Annotated in this window: 16 protein-coding genes; 8 read left to right on the top strand and 8 right to left on the bottom strand. The window is 67.2% G+C overall.

Annotated features, from left to right (window positions below; all coding sequences use genetic code 11):
* From MSZK_RS24395 to MSZK_RS24410, 4 genes are all read left to right on the top strand, one after another.
* Positions 1-918 carry an acetaldehyde dehydrogenase (acetylating) gene (locus tag MSZK_RS24395; protein ID WP_099251113.1) on the top strand — a complete coding sequence of 306 codons (918 nt, stop codon included), beginning with the start codon at positions 1-3 and terminating at the stop codon, positions 916-918.
* Between the two features lie 54 nt (positions 919-972).
* On the top strand, positions 973-2,025 hold the full coding sequence (gene dmpG / locus MSZK_RS24400) for a 4-hydroxy-2-oxovalerate aldolase (RefSeq protein ID WP_099251114.1): 1,053 nt from the start codon (positions 973-975) through the stop codon (positions 2,023-2,025).
* A 31-nt stretch (positions 2,026-2,056) separates the two neighbouring features.
* Positions 2,057-4,147, top strand: a complete 2,091-nt coding sequence (locus MSZK_RS24405; protein WP_099251115.1) for a RecQ family ATP-dependent DNA helicase — start codon at positions 2,057-2,059, stop codon at positions 4,145-4,147.
* 97 nt (positions 4,148-4,244) lie between these two features.
* On the top strand, positions 4,245-4,622 hold the full coding sequence (locus MSZK_RS24410; protein ID WP_099251116.1) for a hemophore-related protein: 378 nt from the start codon (positions 4,245-4,247) through the stop codon (positions 4,620-4,622).
* A gap of 27 nt (positions 4,623-4,649) precedes the next feature.
* Here MSZK_RS24410 and MSZK_RS24415 read toward each other — a convergent pair whose 3' ends face one another.
* Positions 4,650-5,558: an IclR family transcriptional regulator gene (locus MSZK_RS24415; protein WP_099251117.1), complete on the bottom strand. Its 909-nt coding sequence runs from the start codon at positions 5,556-5,558 to the stop codon at positions 4,650-4,652.
* A gap of 130 nt (positions 5,559-5,688) precedes the next feature.
* Here MSZK_RS24415 and MSZK_RS24420 point away from each other — a divergent pair, with 130 nt between their 5' ends.
* From MSZK_RS24420 to MSZK_RS24430, 3 genes are read left to right on the top strand one after another with little or no spacing between them, the layout of a single operon-like run.
* On the top strand, positions 5,689-6,816 hold the full coding sequence (locus tag MSZK_RS24420; RefSeq protein WP_099251209.1) for a hypothetical protein: 1,128 nt from the start codon (positions 5,689-5,691) through the stop codon (positions 6,814-6,816).
* 3 nt (positions 6,817-6,819) lie between these two features.
* Positions 6,820-7,602 carry an SDR family oxidoreductase gene (locus MSZK_RS24425; RefSeq protein WP_099251118.1) on the top strand — a complete coding sequence of 261 codons (783 nt, stop codon included), beginning with the start codon at positions 6,820-6,822 and terminating at the stop codon, positions 7,600-7,602.
* Complete coding sequence (locus MSZK_RS24430) at positions 7,602-8,738, top strand: sulfotransferase (RefSeq protein WP_099251119.1); 1,137 nt, start codon at positions 7,602-7,604, stop codon at positions 8,736-8,738. The genes MSZK_RS24425 and MSZK_RS24430 overlap by 1 nt, the downstream gene beginning before the upstream one ends.
* A 4-nt stretch (positions 8,739-8,742) precedes the next feature.
* Here MSZK_RS24430 and MSZK_RS24435 read toward each other — a convergent pair whose 3' ends face one another.
* Together MSZK_RS24435 and MSZK_RS24440 are read right to left on the bottom strand one after the other, a co-directional pair.
* Positions 8,743-9,201 (bottom strand): hypothetical protein, encoded by a 459-nt coding sequence (locus tag MSZK_RS24435; protein ID WP_099251120.1) that lies wholly within the window; start codon positions 9,199-9,201, stop codon positions 8,743-8,745.
* A gap of 2 nt (positions 9,202-9,203) precedes the next feature.
* Positions 9,204-10,346 carry a Rieske 2Fe-2S domain-containing protein gene (locus MSZK_RS24440; protein WP_099251121.1) on the bottom strand — a complete coding sequence of 381 codons (1,143 nt, stop codon included), beginning with the start codon at positions 10,344-10,346 and terminating at the stop codon, positions 9,204-9,206.
* Positions 10,347-10,464: 118 nt separating this feature from the next.
* On the opposite strand from MSZK_RS24440, the gene MSZK_RS24445 reads away from it, so the two are divergent.
* Complete coding sequence (locus MSZK_RS24445) at positions 10,465-10,989, top strand: gamma carbonic anhydrase family protein (protein WP_099251122.1); 525 nt, start codon at positions 10,465-10,467, stop codon at positions 10,987-10,989.
* A gap of 256 nt (positions 10,990-11,245) precedes the next feature.
* On the opposite strand, the gene MSZK_RS24450 is transcribed toward MSZK_RS24445, so the two are convergent.
* From MSZK_RS24450 to MSZK_RS24470, 5 genes are read right to left on the bottom strand one after another with little or no spacing between them, the layout of a single operon-like run.
* Complete coding sequence (locus MSZK_RS24450; protein WP_099251123.1) at positions 11,246-11,647, bottom strand: nuclear transport factor 2 family protein; 402 nt, start codon at positions 11,645-11,647, stop codon at positions 11,246-11,248.
* Positions 11,644-12,528, bottom strand: coding sequence for a TIGR03619 family F420-dependent LLM class oxidoreductase (locus tag MSZK_RS24455; RefSeq protein ID WP_099251210.1), 885 nt, complete (start codon positions 12,526-12,528; stop codon positions 11,644-11,646). The genes MSZK_RS24450 and MSZK_RS24455 overlap by 4 nt, the downstream gene beginning before the upstream one ends.
* Positions 12,529-12,533: 5 nt before the next feature.
* Positions 12,534-13,721 carry a thiolase domain-containing protein gene (locus MSZK_RS24460; RefSeq protein ID WP_099251124.1) on the bottom strand — a complete coding sequence of 396 codons (1,188 nt, stop codon included), beginning with the start codon at positions 13,719-13,721 and terminating at the stop codon, positions 12,534-12,536.
* Between the two features lie 2 nt (positions 13,722-13,723).
* Entirely contained in the window at positions 13,724-14,785 is a 1,062-nt protein-coding gene (locus MSZK_RS24465) for a thiolase domain-containing protein (RefSeq protein WP_099251125.1), read from the bottom strand.
* Positions 14,786-14,798: 13 nt separating this feature from the next.
* On the bottom strand, positions 14,799-15,791 hold the full coding sequence (locus tag MSZK_RS24470) for a Zn-ribbon domain-containing OB-fold protein (RefSeq protein ID WP_233211497.1): 993 nt from the start codon (positions 15,789-15,791) through the stop codon (positions 14,799-14,801).
* Positions 15,792-15,810: the final 19 nt, after the last annotated feature.

Genomic DNA, 15,810 nt, shown 5'->3' on the forward strand with positions numbered 1-15,810 from the left:
ATGCCCCAGAAGAGTTCGGTTGCCATCGTCGGGTCGGGCAACATCAGCACCGACCTGCTCTACAAGCTCCTGCGTTCGGACTGGCTCGAACCGCGCTGGATGATCGGCATCGACCCGGAGAGCGAGGGCCTGGCGCGGGCCCGCAAGCTGGGCCTGGAAACCAGCCACGAGGGTGTCGACTGGCTACTGGCGCAGTCGGAGAAGCCTGACCTGGTGTTCGAGGCGACCAGCGCCTACGTGCACAAGGCCGCCGCCCCGCGCTATGCCGAGGCCGGCATCCGGGCGATCGACCTGACTCCGGCCGCGGTCGGCCCCGGGGTGATCCCGCCGGCGAACCTGCGCCAGCACCTGGACGCCCCGAACGTCAACATGGTCACCTGCGGGGGCCAGGCCACGATCCCGATGGTCTACGCCGTGAGCCGCGTCGTCGACGTGCCCTACGCCGAGATCGTGGCGTCGGTGTCCTCGGCATCGGCGGGACCGGGCACCCGGGCCAACATCGACGAGTTCACCAAGACGACCAGCGCGGGCGTCGAGGTCATCGGTGGCGCCAAGCGGGGCAAGGCGATCATCATCCTGAACCCGGCGGATCCGCCGATGATCATGCGCGACACCATCTTCTGCGCGATTCCCGAGGACGCCGACCGGGACGCCATCACACAGTCGATCAAGGACGTGGTCGCCGAGGTTCAGACCTACGTGCCCGGCTATCGGTTGCTCAACGAGCCGCAGTTCGACGAACCGTCGGTGGTCAACGGCGGCAATTTCGTGGTCACCACATTCGTGGAGGTCGAGGGTGCCGGGGACTACCTGCCGCCCTACGCTGGAAATCTGGACATCATGACCGCCGCGGCCACCAAGGTCGGCGAAGAAATCGCTAAAGAGCGCGCATCGGTCTCGGGAGGTGCACAAGCATGAGTCGCGCGATCGACGATGCAGAGCGAGGCACGAGCGATGAGGAGGAGACGCGCCATGAGCACTGACGTCTGGTTCGACGCCAGCTGGGACGTCCGGATGACGGACACCTCCCTGCGGGACGGCAGCCACCACAAACGGCATCAGTTCACCAAGGACGAGGTCCGCGCCATCGTCGGGGCACTGGACAACGCGGGTGTCCCGGTCATCGAGGTGACCCACGGTGACGGGCTCGGCGGCTCGAGCTTCAACTACGGGTTCTCCAAGACTCCCGAGCAGGAGTTGATCAAGCTCGCGGCCGAGACGGCCAAGGAAGCCAAGATCGCCTTCCTCATGTTGCCGGGTGTGGGCACCAAGGAGGACATCAAGGAGGCGCAGAACAACGGTGGCTCGATCTGCCGCATCGCCACCCACTGCACCGAGGCCGACGTGTCGATCCAGCACTTCGGGCTGGCCCGCGAGCTGGGCCTGGAGACCGTCGGCTTCCTGATGATGAGCCACACCATCTCCCCGGAGAAGCTGGCCGCGCAGGCTCGGATCATGGCCGACGCTGGGTGCCAGTGCGTCTACGTGGTGGATTCCGCCGGCGCCCTGGTACTCGAAGGTGTCGCCGACCGGGTGGCCGCGCTGGTCGCCGAACTGGGTGACGATGCCCAGGTGGGCTTTCACGGCCACGAGAACCTCGGGCTCGGCGTGGCGAACTCGGTCGAAGCCGTCCGAGCGGGTGCCAAGCAGATCGACGGCTCCTGCCGGCGTTTCGGGGCCGGAGCCGGCAACGCGCCGGTCGAGGCGCTGGTCGGGGTGTTCGACAAGATCGGTGTCAAGACCGGTATCGATTTCTTCGAGATCGCCGACGCCGCCGAAGAGGTCGTCGCGCCCGCCATGCCGGCGGAGTGCCTGCTGGACCGCAACGCACTGGTGATGGGTTACGCCGGGGTGTACTCCAGCTTCCTCAAGCACGCGGTTCGTCAGGGCGAACGCTACGGCGTGCCCGCTCACGAGCTGTTGCTGCGCGTCGGCCAGCGCAAGCTGATCGGTGGCCAGGAGGATCAGCTGATCGACATCGCGCTGGAGATCAAGCGCGAACGAGAGGCTGCCTCCTCTTCGTAGCGTGTCGTCGTCTCCGGGCACGATAGGCGGCATGACCGCAACCCGGGCCGACGCGCAACAGATCCTCGAACAGCTGGCCGGTCCGGCGGCTGTGTTGCGTGACGACCAGTGGACTGCCATCGAGGCCCTGGTGGTCCATCGGCGCCGCGCCCTGGTCGTGCAGCGCACCGGCTGGGGGAAATCGGCGGTCTACTTCATCGCCGCCAAGCTGCTGCGCGCGCAGGGCCGCGGACCCACGGTGATCGTCTCGCCGCTGCTGGCCCTGATGCGTAACCAGGTCAGCGCCGCGCAGCGCGCCGGTGTGCGGGCGGCCACCATCAACTCCGGCAATGTCACCGAGTGGGACGACATCCACCGCCAGGTCGCCGCCGGTGACCTCGACGTGTTGCTGGTCAGTCCGGAGCGGCTGAACAACCCGGACTTTCGCGTGCAGGTGCTGCCGTCGCTGGCTGCCGACGCCGGTCTGGTCGTGGTAGACGAGGCGCACTGCGTCTCCGACTGGGGACACGACTTCCGGCCCGACTACCGGCGGATCCGGACGTTGATCGCCGAACTCGGTGCAGGCATCCCGGTATTGGCCACCACGGCGACGGCCAACGACCGCGTCGTCGGCGACGTGGCCGCCCAGCTCGGTGTCGGCGGGGCCGACACCCTGGTGCTGCGCGGGGGCCTGGACCGCGAGTCCCTGCACCTGTCGGTGGTGAAGGTGCCCACCGGCGCCGCCCGCGCGGCCTGGATTGCGGCCCAACTCGGTTCACTGGCGGGGTCGGGCATCATCTACACGCTCACGGTCGCCGCCGCGCGTGATCTGGCGGCAGTTTTGAGCGCGCAGGGCCATCAGGTCGGGGCGTACACCGGGGCGTCGGATCCCGCCGAACGGGAGCAGATGGAAAGCGACCTGCTGGCCAACCGGGTCAAGGCCCTGGTGGCCACCTCGGCGCTGGGGATGGGATTCGACAAGCCGGATCTGGGCTTCGTGATCCACCTCGGCGCTCCGCAGTCGCCGATCGCGTACTACCAGCAGGTCGGGCGCGCCGGCCGCGCCAGCGCCCGCGCCGAGGTGATCCTGCTGCCCGGGCACGAGGACGCCGAGATCTGGAGCTACTTCGCCTCGGTGGCGTTCCCGCCGGAATCGTTGGTGCGCAGGGTGATCGACGCGCTGGAACCGGACCGTCCGCTGTCCACTCCCGCGCTGGAGCCGCTGGTGGATCTGGGCCGCAGCCGACTCGAGATGGTGCTCAAAGTGCTCGACGTCGACGGCGCGGTGCAGCGGGTGAAAGGCGGCTGGATCAGCACCGGTCAGCCGTGGAGCTACGACGAACAGCGGTATCGCACGCTGGACGCCGCCCGGCGCAGCGAACAACAGGCCATGCTCGACTACCAGAGCACCGCGGGCTGCCGCATGACGTTCCTGCGCGCGCAGCTCGACGACCCGGAGTTGTCCCCCGACGACCGCTGCGGTCGGTGCGACAACTGTGCCGGGTCGCGGTTCACCGCCGACGTCGACGAGCGGGCGCTCGAGGCGGCCACCGGCCGGCTGCAGCAGTGCGGTGTCGAGCTCGCGCCGCGGCGGATCTGGCCGACCGGGATGGCCAGCCTCGGGGTGGACCTCAGTGGACGCATCGACGACGGACCGCTGCCGGGCCGCACGATCGGCCGGCTGACGGACCTGGGCTGGGGCGTGCGGCTGCGTCGCCTCCTGGACGCACCCGACGGCCCGGTGCCCGAGGAGTTCGTCCGCGCCGCGATCGCGGTGCTGGCGGACTGGCCGTGGCAGACGCGGCCCGCAGCCGTCATGGGGCTCGACTCGGCGACGCGCCCGGTGCTGATCGGATCGCTGGTCGATCGTCTCGCCGAGGTCGGCCGGCTGAGGAATCTGGGCACGCTGCACTACCGCGCGACCCGGCGACCGGTCACCGCGGCGAACTCGGCCTACCGGGTCGCCGCACTCCACGACGCCTGGCAGGAGCCCGCCGCGGCCGACCTGGCGCAGGTCTCCGGGCCGGTGTTGCTGGTCGACGATCTCACCGACACCGGGTGGACGATGACGACCGCGGCGCGCTGTCTGCGCCGCGCCGGGGTGTCGGACGTGCTGCCGTTCGCGCTCGCGGCGGTCAACTAGCCGCCGCGGCCGGGGGTAACACCCCTGCAGGCCGCCGCGACGTTCCTGACAGTGACCGCGCGACAGTACTGCCGCGCGGCGTGAAGGGAGAACCACCATGGGAGTTCGTCGTGCCGTTGTGACCGTGCTGGCTGCCGGAGCGGCCTGTGTCGTGTCGATGCCGTCCGCCAATGCCGAGCCGGCGCCCGCGCCCGCGCCGGACTGTTCGGCGGCGGGTCTGTCGTCGACGATCAGTTCGGTCACCAAGAACCTGTCGGACTACTTCGCCGCGCACCCGGACGCCAACCAGGCCCTGATCGACGCTACCCGCCAGTCGGCGTTCTCGGCCATCGGGGCGTTCAACACCTACTTCAACGACCACCCGGACCAGGCCAACGACATCCGGGCCATCAAGGCGCCGCTGGTCGACTTCCAGAACCAGTGCGGTCTGCAGGTGGAGCCGGCCGAGGCCCTGGTGGTCATCGGCGAGCTGTAGCCGCCGCCTCCCGCGGGCCCCGCGAGATCACCAATGCGGTTTGGTGCCGCCGAGCTGAGCGGTGAGCGCGTCGGCGCTCGCTACCAGGCCGCGGGCGTGCTTGGCGATCTCGGAGTCGGTGAGCGCGCGGCCGATCTGCAGCGACACCACCATCGCCTGCCGGTGGTGGTGGTCGTAGACCGGTGCCGAGATGACGCTGACGTCGTGGCGCTGACGGGCGCCCTCGGCCTCGCTGCTCAGGTAGACCCGCTCGCCGATGTCCGAGATCAGCTCGCCCAGCAGGGCGCGCAGCTCGTCAGGCAGGGTGCTCGACATGCCGGCCATCAGCGAATAGAGCCGCCGACCGCCGGGGGTCAGCCGCTCGACCAGGTAGCCGGCCGTGCGGCATTCGGCGATGACGCGATCGAGGCGCTGTGTTTCGGTGCGCAACGGGATGGTCGGGTCCCTTCTGTCCAGCCAGCTGCGCAGTGCCTCGTCGTCCCACAACACGAACATCAGGCCGACCGGCGGGGCGAACGGGTAGCTCTGCCCGACTCTCACGCCGACGTCGGAGCCGGGCGGACCAACAAGTTCCAGCAGCGTGATCCGGTCGTCGACGACGGCGGCCAGGGCCGCGGTGGTGTCGAAGGCCTTCGACAGGCGGCTCAGTTCGGCGCGGGCCGCCGGGTTCACGCGCAGGGATTCCTGCGCGAGGTGGCCCAGCGCGATCAGGCTCGGTCCGAGCCGATAGGTCTTGTCGGCGGCATCGCGGACCAGATACCCCGAGTCGGTCAGGGTGGTCACGATGCCGAGGCAGGTCGGCTTGGCCAGGTGCAACTGCCGGGCCAGCTCCGAGAGGCCGAACCGCTCTTGCGGGTGCTTGGCCAAGAAATCCAGAATCGCCACCACGCGCTGCGTGGGGGGCGAGGACCGACCAGGACTGCACGCATCGGGCATTGCAAAATCCTACCGTCCTATTCCAGATATGGACCGTTGACTTGGTTGACTGCCACTGGAACGCGTTCTAGTCTCAGTCGGAGAACGTACCGATACGGTCCAATATTGAAACGCGAGGCGGTCGATGTCGATGTACTCCCAGCCATTCGTGGATGCCATTGCCGAGTCTGAACGGCTGGTCTCCGAAGCCTCGTTCATCGAGAGCGAAGCAGACCTGCTGGAGGGCCTGCAATACCTGGCGGGCTGCGTCGCGGCATGCACGCACGTCGCGTTCGACTTCGATCGCGACCACCCCTTCCTGCACTCGGGAACCGGCCCGTTCACCAAGATGGGTCTGGATAATCCCGACACCATGTACTTCGGCACCAGGGTGGTCGCCGGCCACGAGTACGTCGTCACCGGTAAACGCGGAACCACCACCGACGTCAGCTTCCAGCTGCTCGGCGGCGAGTACACCGACAAGGTGGTCCCGGACAGTGAGACGGCCTTCGACGATCGCCGGCTCGACATCGCCGCCGACGGCACGTTCGAATGGCGTTTTACCCCGGACACCAACGCGCAGCTGGTCATTCGGGAGGTCTACAACGACTGGTCGGCCCAGCGTGGCAGCTTCGCGATCGCCCGCACCGACACCGCGGGCACCGCACCGCCGCCGCTGACGAAGGAACTGATCGAAAAGCGCTGGGCGACCGCGGGTAAGCAACTCGTGCAGCGGGTGAAGACCTGGCTGCAGTTCCCGAAGTGGTTCTACGACAACCTGCCGGTGAACACCCTGACCGCGCCGCGGCTCACCCCGGGTGGCCTGGCGACCCAGTACTCGTCGGTGGGGCACTACGACATCACGCCGGACCAGGCCCTGATCCTCACGCTGCCGGTGACCGACGCTCCCTACCTCGGGTTCCAGCTCGGCAGCCTGTGGTACATCTCGCTGGACTACATCAACCACCAGACGTCGCTGAACGGCACTCAGGCGCAAGCCGATCCGGACGGCAAGATCCGCATCGTGGTGGCCGACCAGAACCCCGGCGTGACCAACTGGGTCGAGACCCTCGGGCATGCCAAGGGTTACCTCCAGTTCCGGTGGCAGCGGGTCTCGCGTGAGCTGACCGAGGCTGACGGCCCCACCCTGGAGCTGGTCGACCTGGCGTCGGTGGCCGACAAGCTGCCCTACTACGAGCACAACAAGATCTCCGATGACGACTGGCGTGAGCGGATTGCGCTGCGTCAGAAACTAATTGGCAACAGGATGGTGGGATAACACATGGCCGGCTTGCTCGAGAACAAAGTCGTCGTGATCAGCGGCGTCGGACCGGCGCTGGGCACGACGCTGGCGCGCCGATGTGCCGAGGAAGGCGCCGACCTGGTGCTGGCGGCTCGCACGGTCGGGCGTCTGGACGATGTGGCCAAGCAGGTCACCGACCTCGGCCGGCGCGCGCTGTCGGTGGGCACCGACATCACCGACGAGGCACAGGTGGACAACCTGGTCAAGGAGACCTTGGCCGCCTACGGCAAGGTGGACGTGCTGATCAACAACGCGTTCAAGGTGCCGTCGATGAAGCCCTTCGCCAACACCTCGTTCGACCACATCCGCGAGACGGTTGAGCTCACGGTGCTCGGCGCGCTGCGGCTGATCCAGGGTTTCACCCCGGCTTTGGTCGAGGCCAAGGGCTCGGTGGTGAACGTGAACTCGATGGTGCTGCGGCACTCCGATCCCAAGCAGGGCGCCTACAAGCTGGCCAAGGCGGCGCTGCTGTCGATGTCCCAATCGCTGGCCAGTGAACTCGGTCCGCAGGGCATTCGAGTGAATTCGGTTCTGCCCGGCTATATCTGGGGCGGCACCCTGCAGGGCTACTTCGAGCATCAGGCCAGCAAGTACGGCACGACCGTCGACGAGATCTACAAGGCGGCCGCGGTCAACAGCGACCTCAAGCGACTGCCCACCGAGGACGAGGTGGCCTCGGCGATCCTGTTCATGGCCAGCGATCTGTCCAGCGGCATCACCGGCCAGACGCTGGACGTCAACTGCGGGGAGTATCACAACTGATGAGCGACTTCCTCAGCGTCGAAAGCCTGAAGGCGTCGGCCGTCAAGGCCAGCGGCTTGGACGATTTCGGCGTCGACGACGACAACTACCAGGAAGCACTGCGCGTGCTCCTCGATGCGTTCCGCAACGAAGCGGACCTCACCGAGATCGGCAGCAAGATGCACCGGTTTTTCGTGCGAAACGCGTTGGTGGCCAGGCTGATGTCCGAAGCAGCCTTCAAGCAGTATCCGCAGCACGCCGACGTCGCGATCGAGCGGCCGATCTTCGTCACCGGACTGCCGCGCACCGGCACGACCGCGCTGCACCGCCTGCTGTGCGGCGACCCGCGCCACCAGGGCCTGGAGCTGTGGCTCGCGGAGTTCCCGCAGCCCCGCCCGCCGCGGGAGACCTGGAAGGACAACCCGGTCTTCCAGCAGATCGATGCGCAGTTCGCCAAGGCCCACGCGGAGAACCCGGACTACACCGGGCTGCACTACATGACCGCCGACGAGGTCGAGGAGTGCTGGCAGCTGCTGCGACAGTCGGTGCACTCGGTCTCCTACGAGACGCTCGCGCACGTGCCGTCCTACGCGCAGTGGCTGTCGAAGCAGGACTGGACGAAGTCCTATGAGCGGCACCGCAAGAACCTGCAACTGATCGGGCTCAACGATCCCGAGAAGCGCTGGGTGCTCAAGAATCCCAGCCACCTGTTCGCGCTGGACGCGGTGCTCGCGGTCTATCCCGACGCGTTGATCCTGCAGTGCCATCGCCCGGCCGAGACGATCATGGCCTCGATGTGCTCGCTGGCTCAGCACACCACCGAGGGCTGGTCGAACACGTTCACCGGCGACGTCATCGGGGCTGACTCGCTGGAGACGTGGTCGCGCGGGCTGGAGCTGTTCAATGCCGAACGGGCCAAGCACAATCCGGCCCAGTTCTGCGATGTGGACTACTTCGAGCTGATCCGCGATCCGATGGGCACCGTGCAGAACATCTACTCGCACTTCGGTATCGAGATGACCGAGGAAGCCCGAGCGGCGATCCAGCGCACCGATGAGGAGAGCAAGCAGGGCCCGAGGGCGCCGAAGCACACCTACTCGCTGGCCGACTACGGCCTGACCGAAGAGCAGGTCAAGGAGCGTTTCAAGGGCCTGTAGCGGCCTAGCCGTCGCCGGGGGCGGGGGCGCTGGAGTACTCCTCCAGGCAGCCCTCCGCCACGGCGTGCCTGATGCTGTCGGAGAGCCTCGGGCAGGACCGGGTGCGCGCGCTGGATCCGCCGGCCTCACGGATCTCGGTGAAGTAGGCGCAGCGTTGCTGGGCCTCGCTGCTCCACTGCACCGCGGTGTGTGCGGCGCCGAGTTTCTTGACTTTCACCGCGATGTGGCAGTACCGGCAGTCCACCTCGACCAGACCGGCGGACAGGTAGCGCTCCCGGTCTTTGCGGGTGGCCTCGTGCATGGCGGCCGCGCGCTGCGGATCGGAGGCGAAATCGGGTGCCTTGGACCAGGGTCCGGGGGCGCCGTCGTCGTGCTCGTGCGGCTCGTCGTGTTCGTGCACGCCGAGAAGATGGAGCATGGACCGCGCCAGATCGTCGACGTCGAGCGGTTCCTCGGGGCTCATAGTCACACCTGGGTCGGCTGTCCTTCGGACTCGGCTTGCTTCTTGAGGTTCTCCTGGACCTCCACCTGCCACTTCTCGTTGGCGGGTGCGGTGTCGACCTCGAGCTCGAAGCGGTCGGTCATGTCCGGTGTCACGTCGGCGACGTCGACGTAGAACTGCTGGTACCAGCGGCGCATCTGGTAGACGGCGCCGTCTTCCTCGACGAGCAGCGGGTTGTCGATGCGGGTCTTGTGTTTCCAGATCTCGACGTCCTGGAGGAAGCCCTTGCTGACGCCGGTGACCATCGCGTCGGAGAGCTTCTCGCTCATGGAATCGTCCATGCCCTTGGGCTTCTCGACGATCACACCCCACTGCAGCATGAACGAGTCCTGGGTCACCGGGTAGTGACAGTTGATCAGGATCGACTCGGCCTTGAAGCCGCCGTAGTTGTTGTGCAGCCAGTTGATCATGAACGACGGACCGAAGTACGACGCCTCGGAATCCAGGTGGGACTCGGTGTAGGCCGAGCCGCCGAGGGTGACGTCGGGCCGGCCGACGTTGTGCAGGTACTGCGAGGCGATGTGGCCCTCGAAGACGTTCTTGAAGTACGTCGGCAAGCCGAAGTGGATGTAGAAGAAGTGCGCCATGTCGGTCACGTTGTCGACGATCTCGCGGCAGTTGGAGCCCTCGATCAACATCGAGTTCCACTTCCACTCGGTCCACTCGCCGCTGGTGTACTCCGGGATCTCCGGAATCCGCACCTCGGGCTGCGGCGGATTGCCCTCGTGGTCGTGCCAGACGAACAGCAGGCCGCTGCGCACATCGGTCTCCCAGGACCGGGTGCGGGCCAGCCGCGGGGTGCGCTTGGCGTAGGGCACCAGCTTGCACCGGCCGTCGCCGCCCCACCGCCAGTCGTGGAACGGGCAGGCCAGCGCGTCGTCTTTGACGGTGCCCTGGGACAGGTCTCCGCCCAGGTGACGGCAGTACGCGTCGAGCACGTGGACCGCACCCTGGGAGTCGGAGAAGACCACCAGCTTCGTCCCGAAGGCGTTGATCGGGTGCGGCTTGCCGTCGGTGTAGTCAGCGATCGGGCCCAGGCAGTGCCAGCCCCGGGCATACCGGTCCGGCAGGGTCCCGGTGTCGATCTCGCGAATACCGGTAGTCACCTCAAGGCCTCCACTCGTCGTCTCTAACTAGAACACGTTACAGTTTTACCGTCCGATCGCGCAATCGCCGGGCACGCTAGCTGGGGATTACCCAGTGCACGTGCGGTATATCTGAACGATGCCGATGTACTCGTTCGAGGGCAGATCGCCCCGGGTGGATCCCACCGCGTTCGTCGCGCCGACCGCGGTGCTCATCGGAGACGTCACCGTGGAGGCCGGCGCCTCGGTGTGGTTCAACACCGTGCTGCGCGGGGACTACGCGCCGATCGTCATCCGGGAGGAGGCGAACGTGCAGGACGGCTCGGTGCTGCACGCCCCGCCCGGTATCCCGGTCGACGTCGGCCCCGGAGCCACCATCGCGCACATGTGCACGGTGCACGGGGCCCATGTCGGCGCCGAGGCGCTGATCGCCAACCACTGCACGGTGCTCGACGGGGTGGTGATCGGTGCCCGCAGCATGATCGCCGCGCACTCGCTGGTGGTCGGCGGCACGCACATCCCGGCCGAGGTTCTCGTCACGGGTGCGCCCGCGAAGGTCAAGGGGCCGATCGCGGGAACCGGTGCCGAGGTCTGGGTGAACCTCAACCCGAAGGCCTACCAGGATCTGGCCCGGCGCTACCTGGCCGACTTCCACGAGATCTGACCCCAGCGCGCACCGTCGTCGCCGAGTGCAATGCGTTTGGCCGCGCACCGCGCAGGGTATCTCCGCGCTACCTGACAAGGCGTCTTGCGTGAAAGGGATGATGATGGCACTCGATATCTGCCCGGCGTGTGGCTATCCCACCATCGGCGCCACCATGTGTGCGGCCTGTTCGCTCGCGCCATCGGCGCCCGCGCAGTGGCCCGCGGCCTATGCGCAGGCGCCCGCCCCGGCTGCCTAGCTCATTGCGAGTGAACGCCTAGATCTTCTGCGCGCTTGCGGTCGCCTTGTCGAGTTCCCAATACGCGCGCAGGGCGACGATCTTGCCGTCGTCGTCGACGCGATAGGTGAACACACCCTCGGCGATCACCCGGTAGCCGCTGGACTCGATCACGATGTGGCCGACGTTGGCCTCCTCGTTGCCGCACTGATATGTCTTCTCGAAGTTGAAGGTCAGCGCGCTCGGTGCGATCGCCATGTCGTAGAACTTCGCGATCGCGTCCTTGCCGCGGTGGCCTTTGCCTTCGGGATCGAAATGCGATGGGCCGATGGGGTCTTCGACGATCGCGTCGTCGGCGAACACCGCCAGCCAGGCGTCCTTGTCGTGCGCCGTGGCCGCCTCGCGGGAGCGGCGGCCCGCCTCGTGGGCCGGTGTGCTCATGCTCGGTCCTGCCAGCCGGAATGGATGTAGGTGTCGGCGAACCGCTTCATCGCGTCGATCTTCTTGCCGACCGGAGCGTCGAAGGGCAGACCTTCGAACACCCACGGGATGCCGATGTAGTCGGTGACCCCCGCCGCGAGCAGATCACGGTGACCGTCGACACCGAACTTGTCGATGCAGACGGCCTGATACTCGAACGGGTCGTCGGCGCGGCCGTTTTCGGCCAGCAGTTTCTTGAGCCTGCCGATCGTCTCGGCCAGCTGGTCACAGGTCATCATCGCGCTGGTCCAGCCGTCGCTGACGCGGGCGGCGCGCTTGAGTGCCACCTCGGTGTGGCCGCCGACGTAGAACGGGACCGGCTGCGACGGCGCCGGGCTCATCTGCAGCCGGTCGAAGTCGTAGAACTCGCCGTGAAACTCGACCATGCCGCCGGCCAGCACCAGCTTGAGGACCTCGATCATCTCGTCGACGCGCTTACCGCGCTTCGCATAGGGGACCCCGCACCACTCGAATTCCTCGGGGGCCCAGCCGATCCCGACACCGAAGCCGAACCGGTTGTTGGTCAGGTTCGCCACCGACCCGACCTGGCGGGCCAGCAGCAGCGGGTTGCGCGAGCCGAGCTTCATCACGTTGGTGTAGAAGCGCAGCGTCGAGGTCACCGCACCCAGAGTGCCGGCCAGGATCAGCGGATCGACCCAGGGCGAGTTCTCGTCGAACATCCGCTTACCGTCGGCGGTGTAGGGATAGTCGACGGACTGCTTCTCGAAATAGAAGATCGAGTCTGGCAGCGCGATGTTGTCGAAGCCGAGTTCCTCAGCCGCCTTGGCGATTTCGATCAGCTGGTCCAGCGGGCTGAACGCGATGCTGACCGTGTACTGCATGCGGGTCATGATGCTGGCTTGGCTGGTTTCTCGGAGCCGACCACCCACATCGAAAAATATTGCGCGCCGCCGCCGTAGGCGTGACCCAGTGCCTTGCGTGCGCCTTCCACCTGGTGATCGCCGCCCTTGCCCATCACCTGGATCGCCGATTCGGCGAACCGGATCATGCCTGAGGCCCCGATCGGATTGGAGCTGAGCACGCCGCCGGAGGGGTTGAACGGAATCTTGCCGCCGATGGCCGTCTCGCCGGCTTCGGTGAGCTTCCAGCCGCCGCCCTCGGGCGCGAAGCCGAGGCTCTCCAACCACATCGGCTCGTACCAGGAGAACGGGACGTACACCTCGGCCACGTCGATCTCGTCGATCGGGCTGGTGATTCCGGCATCCCGCCACAGCGCCGCGGCCGCGTCGCGGCTGGCCTGCGGATTGACCTGGTCGCGGCCGGCATAGGCCAGCGGCTCGGTACGCAGCGCGGTGGCGTGTACCCAGGCGACCGGGTGACCCGCCGCGACGCGGGCGTCGGCGGCTTCCTCGTCACCGATCACCATGGCCGCCGCGCCGTCCGAGGACGGGCAGGTCTCGTCGTAGCGGATCGGATCCCACAACATGGGGGACTCCATCACCTTCTCGACGGTGATATCCGGCTGGTGCAAATGGGCCAGCGGATTCTTGGCCCCGTTGAGGCGGTCCTTGACCGCCACGATCGCACCGATATTCGTGGGGGCGCCGGAGCGGCGGATGTAGGCCCGCACGTGCGGTGCGAAGTAGCCACCGGCACCCGCACCGACCGGCTTGGTGAAAGGCACCGGAATGCTCAACGCCCACATGGCGTTCGACTCGGACTGCTTCTCCCACGCCATGGTCAGCACGCGCTTGTACTTGCCCGATTGCACCAGGCTGGCGGCGACGATCGCGGTCGACCCGCCGACCGAACCGGCGGTGTGCACCCGGATCAGCGGCTTGCCGGTCGCGCCGACCGCGTCGGCCATGAACAGCTCGGGCATCATCACGCCCTCGAAGAAATCGGGCGCCTTGCCGACGACGACCGCGTCGATGTCGTCGAACGTCGATCCCGAGTCCTCGAGCGCCCGGTCGATCGCCTCGCGAACGAGACCGTTCATCGAGACGTCTTTGCGCTTGGCGACGTACTTGGTCTGTCCGGTACCGAGAACGGCAGCCAGCTTCTTTTCCGCCATGACTACTTCCCCTCCATGACCGCGACCAGATTCTGTTGCAGCGCAGGGCCGCTCGTGGCATGCGCCAGCACGCGGCCGGCCGAACCAGAGAAGATGTGCTGAGCGGCGAAACCGATCCGCTCGAGGCCGGCCGAGAACATCGGGTTGGCGGCCAGCGCGCCCCCCGAGGGGTTGATCTTCGTCGACGCCGGCAGTCCGATCGCCTCGGTGAGGATCAGCTGCTGATGGCTGAACGGGGCGTAGATCTCGGCCACCTCGATCGAGCCGGCGTCTCCGCCGGTCGCGGCCTGAGCCGACACCGCGGTGGACGGCGACGTGGTGAGGTCGCGGGCGCCCAGGATCGGGGTCTCGATGCGGTGCTCAAAACCGGTGATCCACGCCGGGTTTTCCCGCAGCTCGCGGGCCCGGTCACCGGCCGCGAGCACGATTGCCGACGCGCCGTCGGTGATCGGGGAGATGTCGTGGCGGCGCAGCGGGTCGGCGAAGTACGGCCTGGCCAGCAGTTCGTCGATGCTCTTCGCCGGCTTCTCGGAGTCGGTGCGCTCGGCGACGGCGAAGGAGTCCAAGGCGACCTGTGCCATCTGCTCGGCCGTCCACTTGCCGGAGTCCAGGCCGAGGCGGGCCTGCAGGCCCGCCATCGACACCGAGTCCGGCCACAGCGGGGCGACCGTGTACGGATCGGTCTGCAGCGCCAGCACCCGGCGCAGTGTGCCCGCCGACGGCTTGCCGAAGCCGTACACCAGGGCGGTGTCGACCTGGCCGGTCAGGATCTTGATGTAGGCCTCATAGAGAGCCCACGCCGCGTCCATCTCGACGTGCGACTCGTTGATCGGCGGCACGGCACCGATCGAGTCGATGGCCGAGATGAACGAAAAGGCGCGGCCGGCAAGGTAATCCGACGAGCCGGAGCACCAGAAGCCGATATCGGTCTGCTTGAGGCCGAGCTCTTCGTAGAGCTGATGGAAACACGGCATCAGCATCTCGACGCCGTTGGTGGTGCCGCTGGTGCGCCGGACATGCGGAGCATGCGCGAAGCCGACGACCGCTACATCGCGAAATGTCATGTGGCGAATCCCTTTAGAGGTGGTGCTTGTAGGTGTCGTACTCGGCGTCGGGTTCGCCGGTCGGTTTGAAGTACTCGATGTTGTCGATCCCGAGGCCCCATTCCTCGCGGGGCTTCCACACCGCCTGGACCCGCATGCCCATCCGCACGTCGGCGATGTCGATCTCCTGAATCAGGTGCAGGAACGGGATGTCGGCACCGTCGAGCAGCACGTATGCCGCGACGTACGGCGGCTTGATGCGCTGGCCCGCGAACGGGATGTTGATGATGGCGAACGTCGTCACCGTGCCCTTGTCCGGCAGCTCGACGAAGTTGTCCAGCTCCAGGCCGGTGGCCGGGTCGGCCTCCTTGGGCGGGAAGTACACCTTGCCGTCGGCGCCGGTGCGGGCGCCGAGCAGCTTGCCGTCTTCGAGCCCGCGCAGGAACGCACTCTCCGGAAGCGATGCGGTGTGCTGGATTTCGATGCTGCTCGGTGAGACCAGGATGGTCACCGGCTCGCGGTCGTCGGGCTCGTCGGACACCGGCTCCGGCTCGTCACCGGGGAGGAAGTAGGCGATGTCGGTGATCGCCCCGACCGGCTCGTCGACCCAGTGGGCATGGACCCGCGCACCGGTGCTGATCGCGTCCGATGACTCGACGGCCACCGCGTGCAGCAGTGCGGTGTCCGCGCCGTCGAGTTTGATCAGCGCCCAGGCGAACGGCTTGTCGAGCGGTTGTCCCTCGAGCGGCTCGGACTGCCAGGTCCACGACAGCACCGTGCCGACGCTGGCGACCGGGACGACCTCTGTCAGCGGCGCATAGGTCACCGGGTCATACTCAGCGGGCGGTACGAGCACTCGACCGTCCGAACCGCGGACGCCGAGGATGCGTCGCCCGCGCAGGGCGGTGAAGAACTGGCTGAGGAGTGGTCCGACTGAACGGGTGTAGTCGAATGACAGCTTCAGCGGTGCCGAAAGGGGCTTCTGATGCGTGTCGATCTGCACCGGGCTGCTTTGGCTGGTGGTCACAGCATCGAGTAGAACAGGT

Origin of the sequence: Mycobacterium sp. shizuoka-1 (genome assembly GCF_002723835.1) — a bacterium.
Classification (GTDB): Bacteria; Actinomycetota; Actinomycetes; order Mycobacteriales; family Mycobacteriaceae; genus Mycobacterium.

What these genes read in the sequence shown, in the direction of transcription:
- MSZK_RS24395 (WP_099251113.1), top strand. Translation starts at nt 1, where the DNA reads ATGCCCCAGAAGAGTTCGGTTGCCATCGTCGGGTCGGGCAACATCAGC.
- dmpG (WP_099251114.1), top strand. Translation starts at nt 973, where the DNA reads ATGAGCACTGACGTCTGGTTCGACGCCAGCTGGGACGTCCGGATGACG.
- MSZK_RS24405 (WP_099251115.1), top strand. Translation starts at nt 2,057, where the DNA reads ATGACCGCAACCCGGGCCGACGCGCAACAGATCCTCGAACAGCTGGCC.
- MSZK_RS24410 (WP_099251116.1), top strand. Translation starts at nt 4,245, where the DNA reads ATGGGAGTTCGTCGTGCCGTTGTGACCGTGCTGGCTGCCGGAGCGGCC.
- MSZK_RS24415 (WP_099251117.1), bottom strand. Translation starts at nt 5,558, where the DNA reads ATGCCCGATGCGTGCAGTCCTGGTCGGTCCTCGCCCCCCACGCAGCGC.
- MSZK_RS24420 (WP_099251209.1), top strand. Translation starts at nt 5,689, where the DNA reads ATGTACTCCCAGCCATTCGTGGATGCCATTGCCGAGTCTGAACGGCTG.
- MSZK_RS24425 (WP_099251118.1), top strand. Translation starts at nt 6,820, where the DNA reads ATGGCCGGCTTGCTCGAGAACAAAGTCGTCGTGATCAGCGGCGTCGGA.
- MSZK_RS24430 (WP_099251119.1), top strand. Translation starts at nt 7,602, where the DNA reads ATGAGCGACTTCCTCAGCGTCGAAAGCCTGAAGGCGTCGGCCGTCAAG.
- MSZK_RS24435 (WP_099251120.1), bottom strand. Translation starts at nt 9,201, where the DNA reads ATGAGCCCCGAGGAACCGCTCGACGTCGACGATCTGGCGCGGTCCATG.
- MSZK_RS24445 (WP_099251122.1), top strand. Translation starts at nt 10,465, where the DNA reads ATGCCGATGTACTCGTTCGAGGGCAGATCGCCCCGGGTGGATCCCACC.
- MSZK_RS24450 (WP_099251123.1), bottom strand. Translation starts at nt 11,647, where the DNA reads ATGAGCACACCGGCCCACGAGGCGGGCCGCCGCTCCCGCGAGGCGGCC.
- MSZK_RS24455 (WP_099251210.1), bottom strand. Translation starts at nt 12,528, where the DNA reads ATGCAGTACACGGTCAGCATCGCGTTCAGCCCGCTGGACCAGCTGATC.
- MSZK_RS24460 (WP_099251124.1), bottom strand. Translation starts at nt 13,721, where the DNA reads ATGGCGGAAAAGAAGCTGGCTGCCGTTCTCGGTACCGGACAGACCAAG.
- MSZK_RS24465 (WP_099251125.1), bottom strand. Translation starts at nt 14,785, where the DNA reads ATGACATTTCGCGATGTAGCGGTCGTCGGCTTCGCGCATGCTCCGCAT.